We start from the raw sequence: 16,045 nt of genomic DNA, 5'->3' as shown, positions 1-16,045 counted from the left end.
GGCCGGTGACGATCGGGTGAGGACGCAGCGGAGGACGTCGCCGCGGCTCGTGCCGTCGGGGGAGCTCGACCCCGCCGGACTGGACCGGCTGCTGGGCTCGGACCCCGTCGCCCACGCCTTCGTGGCCGCCCACGTCGAGTCGCACCGCCGCAGCAGCGGCTCCCGGATCCCCCCTGTCGTCGGCACGGCCGGACCCGACGGGCGGCTGACCGGCGCCTGCTGGACGGGCACCAACGTGGTCCCCGTCGCCCTCGACGAGCAGGGCCTCGACCTCGTCGCCGGGCACCTGCGCCGGGGCGGGTCCCGGTACGCCTCGATCTTCGGCCCCGCCGAGCCGGTCCTCGGGCTGTGGTCGCGGCTCGAGCGCACGTGGCCCCGCCCCTTCGACGTCCGGCCCGTGCAGCCCCTGCTGGCGATCGACCACGACCCGGCACCCGCACCGCACCCCGGCGTCCGGTTCGCCACGACCGACGACCTGCCCGCCGTGCTGCCGGCCAGCGCCGCCATGTTCGAGGAGGAGGTCGGCTACTCCCCGTTCACGGGCGGGGACCGCGGCTACCGGGACCGGGTGGCCACGCTCGTCGGCTCCGGGCGCTGCCTGGTCCTGACCGACGACCGGGGCCGCGTGGTGTTCAAGGCCGACCTCGGCTCGATCGCCCGCGGGGTGGCCCAGGTCCAGGGGGTGTGGGTGGACCCGGCGCACCGGGGACGGGGCCTGGCCGTGCCGTGCATGGCCGCCGCCGTGCGCCTGGCCCGCCGCAGCACGCCGGTGATCAGCCTCTACGTCAACGACTACAACACCCGGGCCCTGGCCACCTACCGGCGGGTCGGCTTCGAACGGGTCGGGACGTTCGCGACCGTCCTGCTCTGACGGCGCCTTTACCGTTTATCTCGGGGCGCGGTATAGATTTGACCGGAATCCGCGGCGCCGTCGGCGTCGCACCCCCTCTCGACGTCCCGGGCCCGGACGCACCTCGCCGCGCTCCCCGGGAGAAACGGAGCCCACGTGGCGCTGCGCCTCTCCTCCCTGTTCCTGCGGACCCTCCGCGAAGACCCCGTCGACGCCGAGGTGGACAGCCACAAGCTGCTCGTCCGGGCCGGGTACATCCGCCGTGCCGCCCCCGGCATCTACACCTGGCTGCCGATGGGCCTGCGGGTGCTCGGGAAGGTCGAGCAGGTGGTGCGCGAGGAGATGGACGCGATCGGGGCCCAGGAGGTGCACTTCCCGGCGCTGCTGCCGCGCGAGCCCTACGAGGTCACCAACCGGTGGACGGAGTACGGCGAGAACCTCTTCCGCCTGAAGGACCGCAAGGAGGCCGACTACCTCCTGGCCCCCACGCACGAGGAGATGTTCACGCTGCTCGTGAAGGACCTGTACTCCTCGTACAAGGACCTGCCGGTCATGCTCTACCAGATCCAGACCAAGTACCGGGACGAGGCCCGGCCCCGCGCCGGCCTGCTGCGCGGGCGCGAGTTCGTCATGAAGGACTCCTACTCCTTCGACGTCGACGACGCCGGCCTCGACGAGTCCTACGCCAAGCACCGCGAGGCCTACGTCCGGATCTTCGAGCGCCTCGGCCTGCCCGTGGTCGCCGTCTCCGCGCAGTCCGGGGCCATGGGCGGGTCCCGCTCCGAGGAGTTCCTGCACCCCACGGAGGTCGGCGAGGACACCTTCGTGCGCTCGGCGGGCGGCTACGCGGCCAACGTCGAGGCGGTCACCACCGCGGTGCCCGAGGAGCGCGACGTCGACGGGCTCCCCGAGGCGCGCGTGCTCGACACCCCGCACAGCCCCACGATCGCCACCCTCGTGGAGCGGTCCAACGAGCTGCACCCCCGCGACGAGGGTCCCTGGACCGCCTCCGACACGCTGAAGAACGTGGTGCTGGCCGTCGTCCTGCCCGACGGCGAGCGCCGGCTCGTGGCGGTCGGCCTGCCGGGGGACCGCGGGGTGGACCTCAAGCGGATCGAGGCCGGCGTCGGCGCCGCCCTGGACGTCTCCGGCGAGCTGCTCGTCGAGCAGGCCACCGACGAGGACCTGCGCAGCTGCCCGCTGCTCGTGAAGGGCTACATCGGCCCGGGCCTGGCCCTCGACCAGGCCGTGCTCGGCGAGGAGTCCTCGACCGGCATCCCGTTCTTCGTGGACCCGCGGGTGGTCCGCGGGACCCGCTGGGTCACCGGCGCCAACGTGGCCGGCAAGCACGTCTACGACCTCACGGCCGGGCGCGACTTCGCGTGGGACGGCGTCCTCGAGTGCGCCGAGGTCCTGGAGGGGGACCCCGCGCCGGACGGCTCCGGTCCGCTGGAGGCCGCTCGCGGCATCGAGATGGGCCACATCTTCCAGCTGGGCCGCAAGTACGCCGAGGCGCTCGGGCTCAAGGTGCTGGACCGCAACGGCAAGCTCGTCACCGTGACCATGGGCTCCTACGGCGTCGGGGTCACGCGCGCCGTGGCCGCCCTGGCCGAGGCGTACCACGACGACAAAGGACTGCTCTGGCCCCGCCAGGTCGCCCCCGCCGACGTCCACGTGGTGGCCACGGGCAAGGGCCCCGAGGTGCTCGAGGCGGCCGAGGAGATCGTGGCCGAGCTCGAGGCCGAGGGGCTCGAGGTGCTCTTCGACGACCGGCCCAAGGTCTCCCCGGGCGTGAAGTTCGGCGACGCCGAGCTGCTCGGCGTGCCCACCGTCCTGGTGGTCGGCCGCGGGCTCAAGGACGGACTCCTGGAGCTCAAGGACCGCGCGAGCGGCACGAGCGAGGACGTGACCCGGGACGACGTCGCGGCGGTGGTCTCCGCAGTCGTGCGCGGCTGAGCCCGTGGACCAGCTCGAGGCCTGGCTGGGGGCCTCCGGCCTGGAGCAGGCCGGGCCCGAGGTGGTGGCCCTGCTGGTCGTGGCGGGACTCGCCGCCGGGTTCATCGACGCCGTGGTCGGCGGCGGCGGGCTGCTGCAGCTGCCCGTGGTGCTCATGGTGCCCGGGATCAGCCCGGTCCAGGCCCTCGCCACCAACAAGATGGGCTCCGTGTTCGGCACTGCCACGAGCGCGCTGACGTTCTACCGCCGCACGTCCCCGGACCTGCGCACGGCCCTGCCCATGGCAGGGGTCGCCCTGGTCGGCAGCTTCGGCGGAGCCGCCCTCGCCGCCTCGCTGCCCGAGGAGGTGTTCCGGCCCATCATCCTGGCCGCGCTGGTGGCGGTGCTGCTGTTCACCGTCGCGCAGCCGACCGTCGGCCAGCTCACCGAGCTGCGCCACACCGGGGCGCGGCACTACGGGACCGCCATGGTGATCGGCACGGTCATCGGCTTCTACGACGGCGTGATGGGCCCGGGGACCGGCTCGTTCCTGGTGATCGCCATGATCACGCTGCTGGGCTACAGCTTCCTGGCCGCGAGCGCGAAGGCGAAGATCGTCAACCTGGCCACCAACGTGGGCGCACTCGTGTTCTTCTTCGGGCACGGCTCGGTGCTGTGGGGACTGGGCCTCGTGCTGGGCCTGTCCAACATGGTGGGCGGCTACCTCGGGGCGCGCACGGCCGTGGCCCGCGGCAACCGGTTCATCCGGGTCGTGTTCCTCAGCGTGGTCTCGCTGCTCATCCTCAAGCTGGGCGTCGACGTCCTGCGCGGGGCCTGAGCCGGCGCCCCGCCCCGGCCGCCCCGCGGTGCGCTGCCAGCGGGTCTCACCGCGGGGCGCGGCCGCGTGCGTCGTCGTCGGCGAGCACTCCGGGCAGGGCGTCCACCTCGCCGCCGAGCCCTGCCCGGAGCTCACCGGCCCGCTCGAGCGCGAGGAGGGCCCAGCACCGGTCCGCGGGCTGTCCGTGGGCCAGGGCGTGGGCGGCAGCCGCCTGCACGTCCTGCGCCACCGCCCCGGCGGCCCGGGCGGGGGACTCCGCCGCGTCGCCGGGCAGGACGTAGGCGCCGGCCCGCAGCCCCGGCGCGGCCGCGAGCACCCCGCGCGCGGCCGGCAGCTCCAGCAGCTCCTCGACGTCCTCGCGCGCCTGCAGCAGCAGGGGCGCGGCGGGGCCGGCGGCCGGTGCGGGCCCGGCGCGGGCGGCCAGGGCCTCGAGGGCGTAGCCGGCCCGGTCCAGCGCGGACCACAGCAGCGCCCCGGGGGAGGACGTCCCTCCGGGTCCCGGTGCCCCCGCCGCCCCCGGAGCGCACAGCTCCGGGCCGGCCCCGCCCAGCTGCCGGGCCGTGACCGCCCGCGACGCCGCGGTCGCGCCCAGCACCCGGGCCAGGGCGGGCTCCTCGGCGCGCAGGGCATCCCCGGCCAGCTCCATCCCGGAGGCCGACAGGACGCCGGCCAGGTCGCCGGGCCCCCCGGCGCTCCCGGCTCCTCCCGGGGCGGCGGGGGAGGAGCGCCCGGCCCGCGCCGCGGACGCCGCCCGGTCCCCGGGGGCCGGCCCGAGGGCCTCGAGCTGGCGCTCCAGGTCCGCGCGCACCCCGGCCACCTCCGGGCCGGCGCCCAGGGACGGGTGCGCGAGCAGCTCCTGCGTGCCCTGCCACGCGTCCGCCCGCACGAGCTCGTCCGGGGGCACCGGCCGGGCCGCGCCGAGCCACCGGCCGCCGGCGGCGGCGGACAGGACGACCAGGACCGCCAGGAGCAGCGGGAGCAGCCGGCGTGCGGGTGTGCGGGGGTCGGTCACCGGGAGGCTCCTCGAGGGGGGCGGGGCGGCAGGGCGGGGTCCGGGTTCATCATAGGATTTCCAGGAGCCACCCCCGCCCCACCCGAGAGCACCAGGAGACCCCGTGAGCGAGCAGAGCAGCACCGGACCCGACGACCACCGGCAGCTGGCCGAGCTGATCGGACCGGTCGTGGAGGACTCGGGCCTGGTCCTGGAGGACGTCGCCCTCAAGCCCAGCGGCACCGGCCTGGTGCTGCAGGTGCTCGTGGACCTGCCCGAGGACCGCACCGACAGCGTGGACATCGACCGGATCGCGGACGTCGCCCGCGCCCTCTCCGACGCCCTGGACCGCACCGACCCCGTGCCGGGGTCCGCCTACGAGCTGGAGGTCTCCTCCCCGGGGGCCACCCGGGAGCTGAGCGAGCCCCGGCACTGGCGGCGCTCGATCGGCCGGCTCGTGCGCGTCACCCCGGTGGAGGGCGAGAAGTTCACGGCCCGGCTGCTCGAGGTGGAGGAGGACGGCGTCGTGCTCCAGCGCAGCCACCAGGCGAAGAAGGGGATGCCCCCGCGGCTGCTCGATCCGGAGCGGTGGGCGTTCACCGGCGTGCGCCGGGCCAAGGTGGAGGTCGAGTTCACGGACTGAGCGCCCCGGGGCACCCCGCGGCGAGTGTAAGATGTGCCGTTGACGCCGCGGCGCCCGCCGGTGCCGCGGTCAGCAGTGCGACGACAACCGAGTACAACGAACGAGTGTGCGAGACACGACCCGTGGCAGCGCTCCGTCCTCACCGACGGCGCGCTGTTTCGTCCCCGGGGTCGACACGTGAGGAAGGCCGGACATGGACATCGATATGAGCACTCTCCGACTGCTGGAGCGTGAGCGCGACATCCCCGTGGACCTGCTCATCCCCACGATCGAGCAGGCCCTGCTGCTGGCCTACCAGAAGAGCCCGGGCGCCCTGCCGGGCGCCCGCGCCGAGATCGAGCGCAGGACCGGGCACGTGACCATCTGGGCCCCCGAGCTGGACGAGGACGGCGAGGCGGTCGGGGAGTTCGACGACACCCCCGCCGGCTTCGGGCGGATCGCGGCCTCGACGGCCCGCCAGGTCATCCTGCAGCGGCTGCGCGACGTCGAGGACGACGCCGTGCTCGGCCACTTCAAGGGCCGCGAGGGCGAGATCGTCTCCGGGCAGATCCAGCAGGGCCACAACCCGCACATGGTGCAGGTGGACCTCGGCACCGTGGAGGGCGTGCTGCCCCCGCACGAGCAGGCCGCCGGCGAGAAGTACCCGCACGGTGCCCGCATCCGCGCCTTCGTGGTCGAGGTCAAGCGCGGCATGAAGGGCCCGTCCATCACGCTGTCCCGCTCCCACCCGGACCTCGTGCGCCGGCTCTTCGAGATGGAGGTGCCGGAGATCGCCGACGGCTCCGTCGAGATCATGGCCGTCGCCCGCGAGGCCGGGCACCGCACGAAGATCGCGGTGCGCGCGACCAAGACCGGCATCAACGCCAAGGGCGCCTGCATCGGCGAGATGGGCTCCCGGGTGCGCGCGGTGATGAACGAGCTGCACGACGAGAAGATCGACATCGTGGACTGGTCCGACGACCCGGCCCGGTGCATCGCCAGCGCCCTGTCCCCGGCGAAGGTCTCCCGGGTGAGCGTCCTCGACGAGCGCGCCCGCTCGTCCCGCGCCGTCGTCCCCGACGCCCAGCTGTCCCTGGCCATCGGCAAGGAGGGGCAGAACGCCCGCCTCGCCGCGAAGCTCACCGGCTGGAAGATCGACATCGTCCCCGAGTCGAAGGCCTCCGCGCGCGCCTGAGCCCGCCGCCGGGCCCGGGCGCGCGCCGTCGCCCAGGCCCGGCGCACACCCGGTTTCGGCTCAGGGCGGTCCCCGGGATAGACTGGACAGCGGTCAGACCGTTGGTGGTCCCTGTCCGGCGCCGGTTGCCCGGCCCGCACGGGCCGTCCCGACGTCCCGGCGCGAGACGAGGAGTCCTGAGCGAGTGAGTGCAGACTCCCGCCGCACGTGCATCGGATGCCGGGCCACCGACCACCCTGACCAGCTCGTACGTGTGGTGACCGGACCGAGCGACGGCGGCCGAAGGGCCGTGGTCGACCGGACCGGGCGCCTCGGCGGTCGCGGAGCCTGGCTCCACCCCTCCCACGAGTGCCTGGACACGGCCCTGCGCCGGCGCGCCTTCCAGCGCGCGTTCCGGGCCCCCGTGGACACCGAGGGGATCCTCCCCGAGCTGGAAGCCCTGCTGTCCTCGCGGACGGCCCGGCGACCGGGCGCACGAGTGCCGACCACAGCCGTCCCCGGACGGCAGCCCGCGCGGTCCGACCGGACCGGTGACCACGTCCGCACGCGGGTCAGAACTGGAAAGCGAGTCAGAGAACCGATGGAAAACCGATGAGTGCTCAGCGATGAGTGATTCGTTGTGCTCTGCCTACGGCCTCCCGGGCCACCGCGCCGTCCTCGACGGCCGCCACCCCGGGAGCCTCAACGGAAAATAAGTGGTTCGTGCCTGTTTCGGTGCGGACCGAGACAGGAGAGAAGTGGCCAAGCCCCGCGTTCACGAGCTCGCGAAAGAGCTCGGAATAACGTCCAAGGAAGCGATTTCCACGCTTCAGACCCTGGGTGAGTTCGTCCGAGGTGCGTCCTCGACCGTCGAGCCCCCCGTCGCCAAGAAGCTGCGCTCGGCGCTCGCCGACAGGGCGGAGAAGGCCGCCGCGGCCCCCGCCCGCCCGGCCGGCAACAGCACGCCGTCCGCCGCCAAGCCCGCCCGGTCCGCACCCCGGCCCGGCACGTCCGCCAAGCCGGCCTCCGCCGCGTCCGCCCCGGGCCCGGCCGCCGCCAAGCCGGCCGAGAAGCCCACGGAGAAGGCACCCGAGCAGCAGCCGGCCGCCCGCACCGAGCAGCCGGCCGCCCCGGAGCGTCCCGCGCCGCAGCGCACGGCCTCGCCGGGCGCAACGGCCCCGAACCCGGGCCCGCGCCCGGGCAACAACCCGTTCGCCAGCCAGCAGGGCATGTCCCGCGGCGGGGCTCCCCGTCCTGGCTCGGCCGCGCCGCGTCCCGGTGCCGCGGCTCCCCGTCCGGGCTCGGCCGCACCGCGTCCCGGTGCGCCCCGTCCGGGCGGTCCCCGCCCCGGCAACAACCCGTTCGCCGCCCAGCAGGGCATGCGCTCGGGCCGCCCCGAGCGCCAGGGCGGTCCCCGTCCCCAGGGCCAGGGCCAGGGTCAGGGCGGCCCCCGCCCGCAGGGCCAGGGCCAGGGTCAGGGCGGTCCCCGCCCGCAGGGCCAGGGCGGTCCGCGTCCCCAGGGCGGTCCCCGTCCCGGTGGCGCGCGCCCCAGCCCGAACATGATGCCCGGCCACACCACCGGTGTCGCCCCGATCGGCTCCCGGCCGGCCGGCGGCGGCGCAGGTCCCCGCCGCGGCGCTCCCGGTGCCGGCGGGGGCGGGTTCTCCCGTCCCGGCGGCGGCCCCGGCCGCGGTGGCCGCGGCGGCACCCAGGGCGCCTTCGGGCGCGGCGGTGCCCGCGGCAAGCAGCGCAAGTCGAAGCGGGCGAAGCGCCAGGAGCTCGAGCAGATGAAGGCCCCGTCCGTCGGCGGCGTCGCCGTTCCGCACGGCGACGGCAACACGGTCGTGCGCCTGCGCCGCGGGGCGTCGCTGATGGACTTCGCGGAGAAGATCAACGCGAACCCGGCCTCGCTCGTCACGGTGCTCATCCACCTCGGTGAGATGGCCACCCAGACGCAGTCCCTCGACGAGGAGACCTTCCAGCTGCTCGGCGAGGAGCTCGGCTACCGCATCCAGGTCGTCTCGCCGGAGGACGAGGAGCGCGAGCTCTTCGAGTCCTTCGACATCGACCTGGAGGCCGAGGCCGCGGCCGAGGGCGACGACGTGCTCGAGGCGCGCCCGCCGGTCGTGACCGTCATGGGCCACGTCGACCACGGCAAGACCCGCCTGCTCGACGCCATCCGCAACACGAAGGTGATCGAGGGGGAGGCCGGTGGCATCACCCAGCACATCGGCGCCTACCAGATCGAGACCGAGGTCGACGGCCAGGAGCGGCAGATCACGTTCATCGACACCCCGGGCCACGAGGCGTTCACCGCCATGCGTGCCCGCGGTGCCCAGGTGACGGACATCGCCGTGCTCGTGGTCGCCGCGGACGACGGCGTCATGCCGCAGACGGTCGAGGCGCTCAACCACGCCCAGGCCGCCGGCGTGCCGATCGTGGTGGCGGTCAACAAGATCGACAAGCCCGAGGCGAACCCCGAGAAGATCCGCGGTCAGCTCACCGAGTACGGCCTGGTCCCCGAGGAGTACGGCGGCGACACCATGTTCGTCGACGTCTCCGCGCGCCAGGACCTCAACATCGACGACCTGCTGGACGCGATCGTGCTGACCGCGGACGGCGCGCTGGAGCTGCAGGCGAACCCGAACAAGGACGCCCGCGGCGTGGCCATCGAGGCGAACCTGGACAAGGGGCGCGGTGCCGTCTCGACCGTGCTCGTGCAGTCCGGCACGCTGCGCGTCGGCGACGCGATCGTCGCCGGTGCCGCCTACGGCCGTGTGCGCGCCATGTTCGACGAGAACGGCCAGTCGGTCGAGGAGGCGGGTCCCTCGCGGCCCGTGCAGGTCCTCGGGCTCGACTCGGTGCCCCGGGCCGGTGACACGTTCCTCTCCACCGCCGAGGAGCGCACCGCGCGCCAGATCGCCGAGAAGCGCCAGGCCGCGGACCGCAACGCCCTGCTCGCCAAGCGCCGCAAGCGGATCACGCTCGAGTCCTTCGACGAGGCCGTGGCCGCGGGCAAGATCGACACGCTCAACCTCATCATCAAGGGCGACGTGTCCGGTGCCGTCGAGGCGCTCGAGGACTCGCTGCTCAAGATCGACGTGGGCGACGAGGTCCAGCTGCGCGTCATCCACCGCGGCGTCGGGGCGATCACCCAGAACGACGTCAACCTGGCGACCGTCGACAACGCCATCATCATCGGCTTCAACGTCCGTCCCGCCGAGCGCGTGACGGACCTGGCCGACCGCGAGGGCGTCGAGATGAAGTTCTACTCGGTGATCTACAACGCCATCGACGAGGTCGAGAGCGCGCTCAAGGGCATGCTCAAGCCGGAGTACGAGGAGGTGGAGCTCGGCACCGCCGAGATCCGCGAGGTGTACCGCTCCTCCAAGTGGGGCAACATCGCCGGTGCCTACATCACCAAGGGCACCATCCGCCGCAACGGCAAGGCCCGGCTCGTCCGGGACGGCAGCGTCGTCGCGGACAACCTCACGATCGACTCGCTGCGCCGGTTCAAGGACGACGCGACCGAGGTCCGCGAGGGCTACGAGTGCGGTATCGGGCTCGGCTCCTTCAACGACATCCGCGAGGGCGACTTCATCGAGACGTGGGAGATGCGCGAGAAGCCGCGCGCCTGACCCGTCACCGCTCCCGCACCCCGGTGCGGGAGCCCCGCGGCGGCACGGACGGGCCCAGCGCCCGCCCGTGCCGCCGCCACTCGTGAACCACCAGCACCGTCCCCGACCGAGGAGCACCCACCATGGCTGACGCAGCACGCGCCGCCCGACTCGCCGACCGGATCAAGGTGGTCGTGGCCCAGGCGCTCGAGCGCCGGGTCAAGGACCCCCGGCTGGGCTTCGTGACCATCACGGACGCCCGGGTGACCAACGACCTCCAGCACGCCACGCTGTACTACACGGTCTTCGGCACCGCCGAGGAGCAGGAGAGCACCCGCGCGGCCCTGGAGTCCGCGAAGGGCGTCCTGCGCAGCGAGGTCGGCCGCAACATCACGGCCCGCCTGACCCCGACCCTCACGTTCGTCCCGGACGAGATCCCCGTCAACGCCTCCCACCTCGAGGAGGTGCTGCGCGCCGCCAAGGAGAAGGACGCCGAGGTCGCCGCGCAGGCCGCCTCGGCGACCTGGGCGGCGGGCGAGGACCCCTACCGGAAGCCGGCCGAGGAGGACGACGAGTCCTCCGCGTCCCGCTGAGCGCGGCAGGCACCGCACCGGTGACCCGCACGACGCACCACGTCCCGAGCCCGGACCCGTCCCTGCCGACGGTGTCCGGGCTCGTGGTCGTGGACAAGCCCGCCGGCTGGACCAGCCACGACGTCGTCGCCCGCATGCGCCGGCTCGCCGGGACCCGCAAGGTGGGCCACGCCGGGACCCTGGACCCCATGGCGACCGGGGTCCTGGTCGTCGGGGTCGAGAAGGCGACCCGCCTGCTGACGTGGGTCGTCGGCCAGGACAAGACCTACGAGGCCACCCTCCGCCTGGGCCAGGCGACCGTGACGGACGACGCCGAGGGCGAGCTCGTGGCCACCGCGGACCCGGAGGCCGTGGAGGCCCTCACGGACGAGGCCGTGACCGCCGGGGTCGCCCGCCTGACCGGCGCCATCGAGCAGGTCCCCGCCAAGGTCAGCGCCATCAAGGTGGACGGCCGGCGGGCCTACGCGCAGGTCCGGGCCGGGCAGGACGTCGAGCTGGCGGCCCGTCCCGTGACGGTCTCCGCCTTCGACGTGCACCGGATCGAGCGGACCCACGACGACGCCGGCCGGCCCGTGCTCGACGTCGACGCCACGGTCACCTGCAGCACGGGCACCTACGTCCGGGCCCTGGCCCGGGACCTCGGGGAGGACCTGGGGGTGGGCGGGCACCTCACCGCCCTGCGCCGCACCCGGGTGGGGGCGCTGGCCCTCGAGCACGCCTCGACCCTCGACGAGCTCACCGAGGGAGTCGCCGCGGGCCGACCGCTGCCCGTCACCACCCTGGAGCAGGCCGCCGCCGGGCTGTTCCCCGTGCGCCGGCTCACGGCCGCAGAGGCCGAGGACGTCGCCAACGGCCGCCGGATCGGGCCCAGCGCCGGGGACCCCGCGGACGGGGCCCTGGACAACGACGCCGTCACCGGCGGCTTCGCCCCGGACGGGCGGCTCGTGGCCCTGCTCGGTGACCGCGGCAACCGCGGCGAGCGCACGGCCAAGCCCGTGCTCGTGTTCCTGCCCGGCGAGCGGTTCACCGGCGCCCCCGGCGAGCCGGAGCCCTCCGGCGCCCCGGGGGCGACCGGGGACCCGCGGGAGGCGCGCTGATGCTGTGGGGCTACGACGGCTGGTTCTGGGCCGCGGTCCTGCTCGGCGGCGCGTCCTTCCTGGTCTGCGTGGTCCAGGCCCTGCGCGGCCGGCGGCCCGACGACTGGACCCAGGGCTCGGTGCTGCTGCTGGAGGCCTTCCTGCTCGCCTACGCGGTGGGCTCGGTCGTGATGCACGTGCTGGGCCCGGGGCCCACCGGCTCGGCGCTCGAGTACTGGGGCTACCTCCTGACCGCGCTGCTCATCCCGGCGGGGACGTTCGTATGGTCCCTCGTGGAGCGCTCGGGCTGGTCCAACTACGTGCTCGCGGCCGCCGGCCCCGTGGTGGCGATCATGGTCTACCGCATGAACTTCATCTGGTACTACCAGTGAGCCCCCGCCCGCTGCCCGTCCCGACCGCCCAGGAGACCGCCCGATGACCCACCAGCCCCCCGAGCCCGGCCGCACCCGGCTGCAGCAGCGCTTCGGTCCCCGGGGCGGTGCCGTGCGCGCCGACCGGAAGTCCTCGGGCTTCGGCCGGCTGATCGTCGTGGTCTACGGGGTCTTCTCGCTCTCGGCCGGGGTCCGCTCCCTGTACCAGGTCCTCACCGACCTCGGTGCGGCGCCGCTGCCGTACCTGCTCTCCGCGTTCGCCGCGGCCGTGTACGTGCTGGCCACCGTGGCCCTGGCCCGGCCCGGCGCCCGGTGGCACCGCGTCGCCACGGCCGCGGTCCTGGTCGAGCTGTGCGGCGTCCTCGGTGTCGGGGCGCTCTCGGTGCTCGCGCCGGCACTGTTCCCCGAGGCCAGCGTGTGGTCCCACTTCGGCCGGGGCTACGGCTACGTCCCGCTGGTCCTGCCGCTGGTCGGGCTCGTGTGGTTGTGGCGCTCCCGGCCGCGAGCGGCCGGCCCCGGGACCTGACCGCGGGGGAGCCGCCGGGGGCCCGCCCCGGCGGGCCCCCGGCAGCGGGTAGGCTCGTGCGCGGGCCGGAGCGCCCCGCGCCGCACGCCTCCCGAAAGGATCACCGCCCATGCCCGCACGCCCCGAGGTCGCCGTGGACCGCGACGTCCCCGTCCTGACCGACGGGACCGTGGTCCTGCGCCGGCTCGACGAGCGCGACGTCCCGCAGCTGGCCCGCAACTGCGCCGACCCCGCGGCCGCCGAGTTCACCACCGTGCCGCTGGGCTACACGGAGACCGACGCCCGCTGGTACGTCGAGCAGTTCGTCCCCGACGCCTGGCGCGCGCGCCGCGAGTACAACTGGGCCGCCGCCGACGCGGCGACCGACCGCCTCTACGGGACCGTGGGGTTCAACGCCCTGCGCGGGACCACCGCCGACGTCGGACTCAACTTCGGCCCCCACGCCCGGGGCACCGGGGCCGCGGAGGCGGCCTGCCGGCTGCTGCTCGAGCACGGCTTCGCGCACCTGGGACTCACCTATGCTTACTGGATGGCGAAGGTGCCCAACTGGGCCAGCCGCAAGCTCGCGTGGAAGCTGGGGTTCCGCTCGCCGGTGCGCATCGACGGGTTCATGGAGCAGCGCGGGGCCTCCGTGGACGCCTGGCTCCTCACCCTGGGCGCCGGCGATCACCGCACCCCCCAGGCCCCGTGGGACGGCCCGCCCCGCCCCGGGGCCGCCTCCTCCGCCGGGCCAGGCGCCCCGCGCTGACCCCCGGTCCGCCCGTCGCGACCCCGCCCGTCCCGTTCCTGTCCGTCCCTTTCCTGCCTGTCCCGTTCCTGCGAGGAGAACCGTGTTCCGCTGGCGAGATCTCTCTGACGTCCCCCCGGGCTTCGGCCCGTCGGTGGTCACCCTCGGCAACTTCGACGGCGTCCACCGGGGCCACCAGCAGGTGGTCTCCCAGCTCGTCAGCTCCGCCCGCGAGCGGGGCTGGGCCTCGGTGGTCGTGACCTTCGACCCGCACCCCGCGCAGGTGCACCGGCCCGGCAGCCACCCGGGGCTGATCATGGGCACCGAGGACAAGCTGGACGCGCTCGAGGCCACCGGGACGGACGCGGTGCTGGTGCTGGAGTACACCCTGGGCTTCGCCGAGCAGACCACCGAGGAGTTCGTGCTGGGCGCCCTCGTGGGCCCGCTCGGCGCGCGCTGCCTCGTGGTGGGCTCCGACACCCGCCTGGGCCGGGGCAACTCCGGCAACATCGACACGCTGCGGGAGCTGGGGGAGCGGCACGGCTTCGAGGTCCGCGTCGTCGAGGACCTGCTCGACCCCCTGGACGGGGAGCACCCGGAGCACGCCCCGGCGGGGGAGCGGCGCTGCTCGTCCACGTGGATCCGGGCCTGCCTGCAGGCGGGGGACGTGCGCGCGGCCGCCCGGCTGCTCGGGCGCAACCACCGCGTGCGTGGGGAGGTGGTGCACGGGGCCGCCCGGGGCCGCGAGCTCGGCTATCCCACCGCCAACCTCTCCCCGGAGGCCGCCGGGTTCGTCCCCGCGGACGGCATCTACGCCGGGTGGCTGGTCGACGCCCAGGGCACCCGCTGGCCCACGGCCATCTCCGTGGGCTCCAACCCCACGTTCGAGAACGTCCCCCGCCAGGTCGAGGCGCACGTCATCGACCGCCCCGCGGAGCGGGTGGAGGACTTCGACCTCTACGGCCAGGACGTGGCCGTCGAGTTCGTGGAGCGGCTGCGCGGAATGGTCGCCTACGAGGGCGTCGACAAGCTGGTGGCGCAGATGGACGACGATGTCGCCCGCACGCGGGAGCTCCTGGCCGCCGAGGCCTGAGCCCCGGCGGCCGCCGCCCCGCGCCGGGGCTCCCGCGCTACATCTCCTCGTGCGTGTTCGGGTCGTAGCCCGAGCCGCTGATGCCGGTGTGCAGCATCCGCATCCGGTCCATCTGCGCCTCGTCGAGCTCCCAGTCGAAGACGTCCAGGTTCTCCGCCATCCGCCCGGTGTCGGAGGTCTTGGGGATCGGCACGGTCCGGGACTGCAGGTGCCACTTGAGCACCACCTGCGCCGGCGTCCGGCCGGTCCGCCGCGCGATCTGCGCGATCCACTCGTGCTGGAGGAGGTCCGTCTTGCGGCCCAGCGGGGACCAGGCCTGGGTGATGATGCGGTGCTCCTCGTGGAACTCCCGCAGCCGCTCCTGCTGGTACTGCGGGTGCAGCTCCACCTGGTTCACGGCCGGGGTCGTCCCGGTCTCGGAGACCAGGCGCCGGATGTGGGCGGGGGTGAAGTTCGACACGCCGACCGAGCGGACGAGGCCCTCCTCCTGCAGCTCGAGCATGGTCCGCCACGTCTCGACGTAGCGGTCCACCGACGGGTTCGGCCAGTGGATGAGGTAGAGGTCCACGTGGTCGGTGCCCAGCCGCCGCAGCGAGCCGTCGAGGGAGCGGCGCACGGAGTCGGTGCCGTGGTCCCGGCCCGGCAGCTTGGTGGTGAGGAACAGCTCGCCGCGCGGCACCCCGGACGCGGCGATGCCCCGGCCCACCCCCGTCTCGTTGCCGTAGTTCACGGCCGTGTCGACCATCCGGTAGCCGCGCATCAGGGCCTCGGCGACGTTCGCCTCCGCCTCGGCGTCGTCCATGGGGTAGGTTCCCAGGCCGACCGCGGGGATCCGCCGCCCGTCCCGCATCGTGTGCGTGCGGTCGGCGGGCTCGCGGCCCCGGTCCTGGCTGTTGTCCTTGCTCACGCGCTGCTCCTGTGCTCCGTGCCCCCGGGCGCCTGCGCGCCGGGGCCTCGTCGTGGTGTCCCTCCCCATCTTGGCCCACGCCTCCGGGAGCGCCCAGCCCAGCGCGCCGCGGGCCGCTCCGCTGGGGTGATGTCCGTGCGTCCGGTAGACTTGACGACGGTCCGACTGCAGTCCGTGGTTGTCGGACCCCCGGGGACTCCCGGGACCCGGCGGCGAATCCGCCGACCGGGCCGCACGGTACTGACTCGAACGGAGTTACACGTGGCACTTGACGCCGCCATCAAGCAGGAGATCATCAAGGACTTCGCCACCCACGAGGGCGACACCGGTTCCCCCGAGGTGCAGATCGCGGTCCTGACCCGCCGGATCGCCGATCTGACGGAGCACCTGAAGCAGCACAAGCACGACCACCACACCCGCCGCGGCCTGATGGCCCTGGTCGGTCGCCGTCGCCGCATGCTGACCTACCTGCGCGACACCGACATCACGCGCTACCGCACGCTCATCGAGCGCCTCGGCCTGCGCCGCTAGTCGGCCCACGGCGGCGTCCGCCCGGTTCCCGGGCGGACGCCGCCGAGCACCACGCCCGTCCGGCACGGACGCCGGGCGGTCGAGCACCACCGCACAGCAGCACCACCGAACACCAGACGGGGCCACCGCGCCGATCATTCGCGGTCCTCGGTAGTGATCTCCGGAAACCGGAC

The 16,045-nt window shown here is 74.4% G+C and carries 16 protein-coding genes; 14 read left to right on the top strand and 2 right to left on the bottom strand.

Features of this window, described 5'->3' with window-relative positions; genetic code table 11:
• Positions 1 to 49 precede the first annotated feature (49 nt).
• From RE027_RS02605 to RE027_RS02595, 3 genes are all read left to right on the top strand, one after another.
• Positions 50 to 871 (top strand): GNAT family N-acetyltransferase, encoded by an 822-nt coding sequence (locus tag RE027_RS02605; protein ID WP_368806681.1) that lies wholly within the window; start codon positions 50 to 52, stop codon positions 869 to 871.
• Between the two features lie 135 nt (positions 872 to 1,006).
• Positions 1,007 to 2,806: a proline--tRNA ligase gene (locus RE027_RS02600; protein WP_368806680.1), complete on the top strand. Its 1,800-nt coding sequence runs from the start codon at positions 1,007 to 1,009 to the stop codon at positions 2,804 to 2,806.
• A gap of 4 nt (positions 2,807 to 2,810) precedes the next feature.
• The gene (locus RE027_RS02595) at positions 2,811 to 3,623 is read left to right on the top strand and encodes a TSUP family transporter (protein WP_387919400.1); all 813 of its coding nucleotides are present in this window, start codon (positions 2,811 to 2,813) and stop codon (positions 3,621 to 3,623) included.
• Between the two features lie 46 nt (positions 3,624 to 3,669).
• Here RE027_RS02595 and RE027_RS02590 read toward each other — a convergent pair whose 3' ends face one another.
• Positions 3,670 to 4,635: a hypothetical protein gene (locus RE027_RS02590; protein WP_368806679.1), complete on the bottom strand. Its 966-nt coding sequence runs from the start codon at positions 4,633 to 4,635 to the stop codon at positions 3,670 to 3,672.
• 103 nt (positions 4,636 to 4,738) lie between these two features.
• Here RE027_RS02590 and rimP point away from each other — a divergent pair, with 103 nt between their 5' ends.
• The 10 genes from rimP (at position 4,739) to RE027_RS02540 (ending at position 14,434) form a co-directional block, all read left to right on the top strand.
• Positions 4,739 to 5,257 carry a ribosome maturation factor RimP gene (rimP, locus tag RE027_RS02585; protein ID WP_368806678.1) on the top strand — a complete coding sequence of 173 codons (519 nt, stop codon included), beginning with the start codon at positions 4,739 to 4,741 and terminating at the stop codon, positions 5,255 to 5,257.
• 193 nt (positions 5,258 to 5,450) lie between these two features.
• On the top strand, positions 5,451 to 6,431 hold the full coding sequence (gene nusA, locus RE027_RS02580; RefSeq protein WP_368806677.1) for a transcription termination factor NusA: 981 nt from the start codon (positions 5,451 to 5,453) through the stop codon (positions 6,429 to 6,431).
• A gap of 184 nt (positions 6,432 to 6,615) precedes the next feature.
• Positions 6,616 to 7,026: a YlxR family protein gene (locus RE027_RS02575; protein WP_368806676.1), complete on the top strand. Its 411-nt coding sequence runs from the start codon at positions 6,616 to 6,618 to the stop codon at positions 7,024 to 7,026.
• 142 nt (positions 7,027 to 7,168) lie between these two features.
• Entirely contained in the window at positions 7,169 to 10,048 is a 2,880-nt protein-coding gene (gene infB, locus RE027_RS02570; protein WP_368806675.1) for a translation initiation factor IF-2, read from the top strand.
• Positions 10,049 to 10,170: 122 nt separating this feature from the next.
• Entirely contained in the window at positions 10,171 to 10,620 is a 450-nt protein-coding gene (gene rbfA, locus RE027_RS02565; protein WP_368806674.1) for a 30S ribosome-binding factor RbfA, read from the top strand.
• A 20-nt stretch (positions 10,621 to 10,640) separates the two neighbouring features.
• On the top strand, positions 10,641 to 11,717 hold the full coding sequence (gene truB, locus RE027_RS02560) for a tRNA pseudouridine(55) synthase TruB (protein WP_368806673.1): 1,077 nt from the start codon (positions 10,641 to 10,643) through the stop codon (positions 11,715 to 11,717).
• Complete coding sequence (locus tag RE027_RS02555) at positions 11,717 to 12,088, top strand: hypothetical protein (RefSeq protein WP_368806672.1); 372 nt, start codon at positions 11,717 to 11,719, stop codon at positions 12,086 to 12,088. The genes truB and RE027_RS02555 overlap by 1 nt, the downstream gene beginning before the upstream one ends.
• Positions 12,089 to 12,131: 43 nt before the next feature.
• Positions 12,132 to 12,614: a hypothetical protein gene (locus RE027_RS02550; RefSeq protein WP_368806671.1), complete on the top strand. Its 483-nt coding sequence runs from the start codon at positions 12,132 to 12,134 to the stop codon at positions 12,612 to 12,614.
• A gap of 109 nt (positions 12,615 to 12,723) precedes the next feature.
• Positions 12,724 to 13,362, top strand: coding sequence for a GNAT family N-acetyltransferase (locus tag RE027_RS02545; RefSeq protein ID WP_368806670.1), 639 nt, complete (start codon positions 12,724 to 12,726; stop codon positions 13,360 to 13,362).
• Between the two features lie 82 nt (positions 13,363 to 13,444).
• The gene (locus tag RE027_RS02540; RefSeq protein ID WP_368806669.1) at positions 13,445 to 14,434 is read left to right on the top strand and encodes a bifunctional riboflavin kinase/FAD synthetase; all 990 of its coding nucleotides are present in this window, start codon (positions 13,445 to 13,447) and stop codon (positions 14,432 to 14,434) included.
• A 37-nt stretch (positions 14,435 to 14,471) separates the two neighbouring features.
• Here the strand turns inward: RE027_RS02540 and RE027_RS02535 are convergent, their stop codons facing one another.
• Positions 14,472 to 15,341 (bottom strand): aldo/keto reductase, encoded by an 870-nt coding sequence (locus tag RE027_RS02535; protein WP_438612407.1) that lies wholly within the window; start codon positions 15,339 to 15,341, stop codon positions 14,472 to 14,474.
• A 261-nt stretch (positions 15,342 to 15,602) separates the two neighbouring features.
• On the opposite strand from RE027_RS02535, the gene rpsO reads away from it, so the two are divergent.
• Positions 15,603 to 15,872 carry a 30S ribosomal protein S15 gene (rpsO, locus tag RE027_RS02530; RefSeq protein WP_017832923.1) on the top strand — a complete coding sequence of 90 codons (270 nt, stop codon included), beginning with the start codon at positions 15,603 to 15,605 and terminating at the stop codon, positions 15,870 to 15,872.
• The last annotated feature ends 173 nt before the right edge of the window (positions 15,873 to 16,045 follow it).

The organism is Kocuria sabuli (genome assembly GCF_040981185.1).
GTDB lineage: Bacteria > Actinomycetota > Actinomycetes > Actinomycetales > Micrococcaceae > Kocuria > Kocuria sabuli.
Note: the sequence above shows the minus strand (reverse complement) of the source record. Positions and strands in the feature narration are given on the sequence as shown.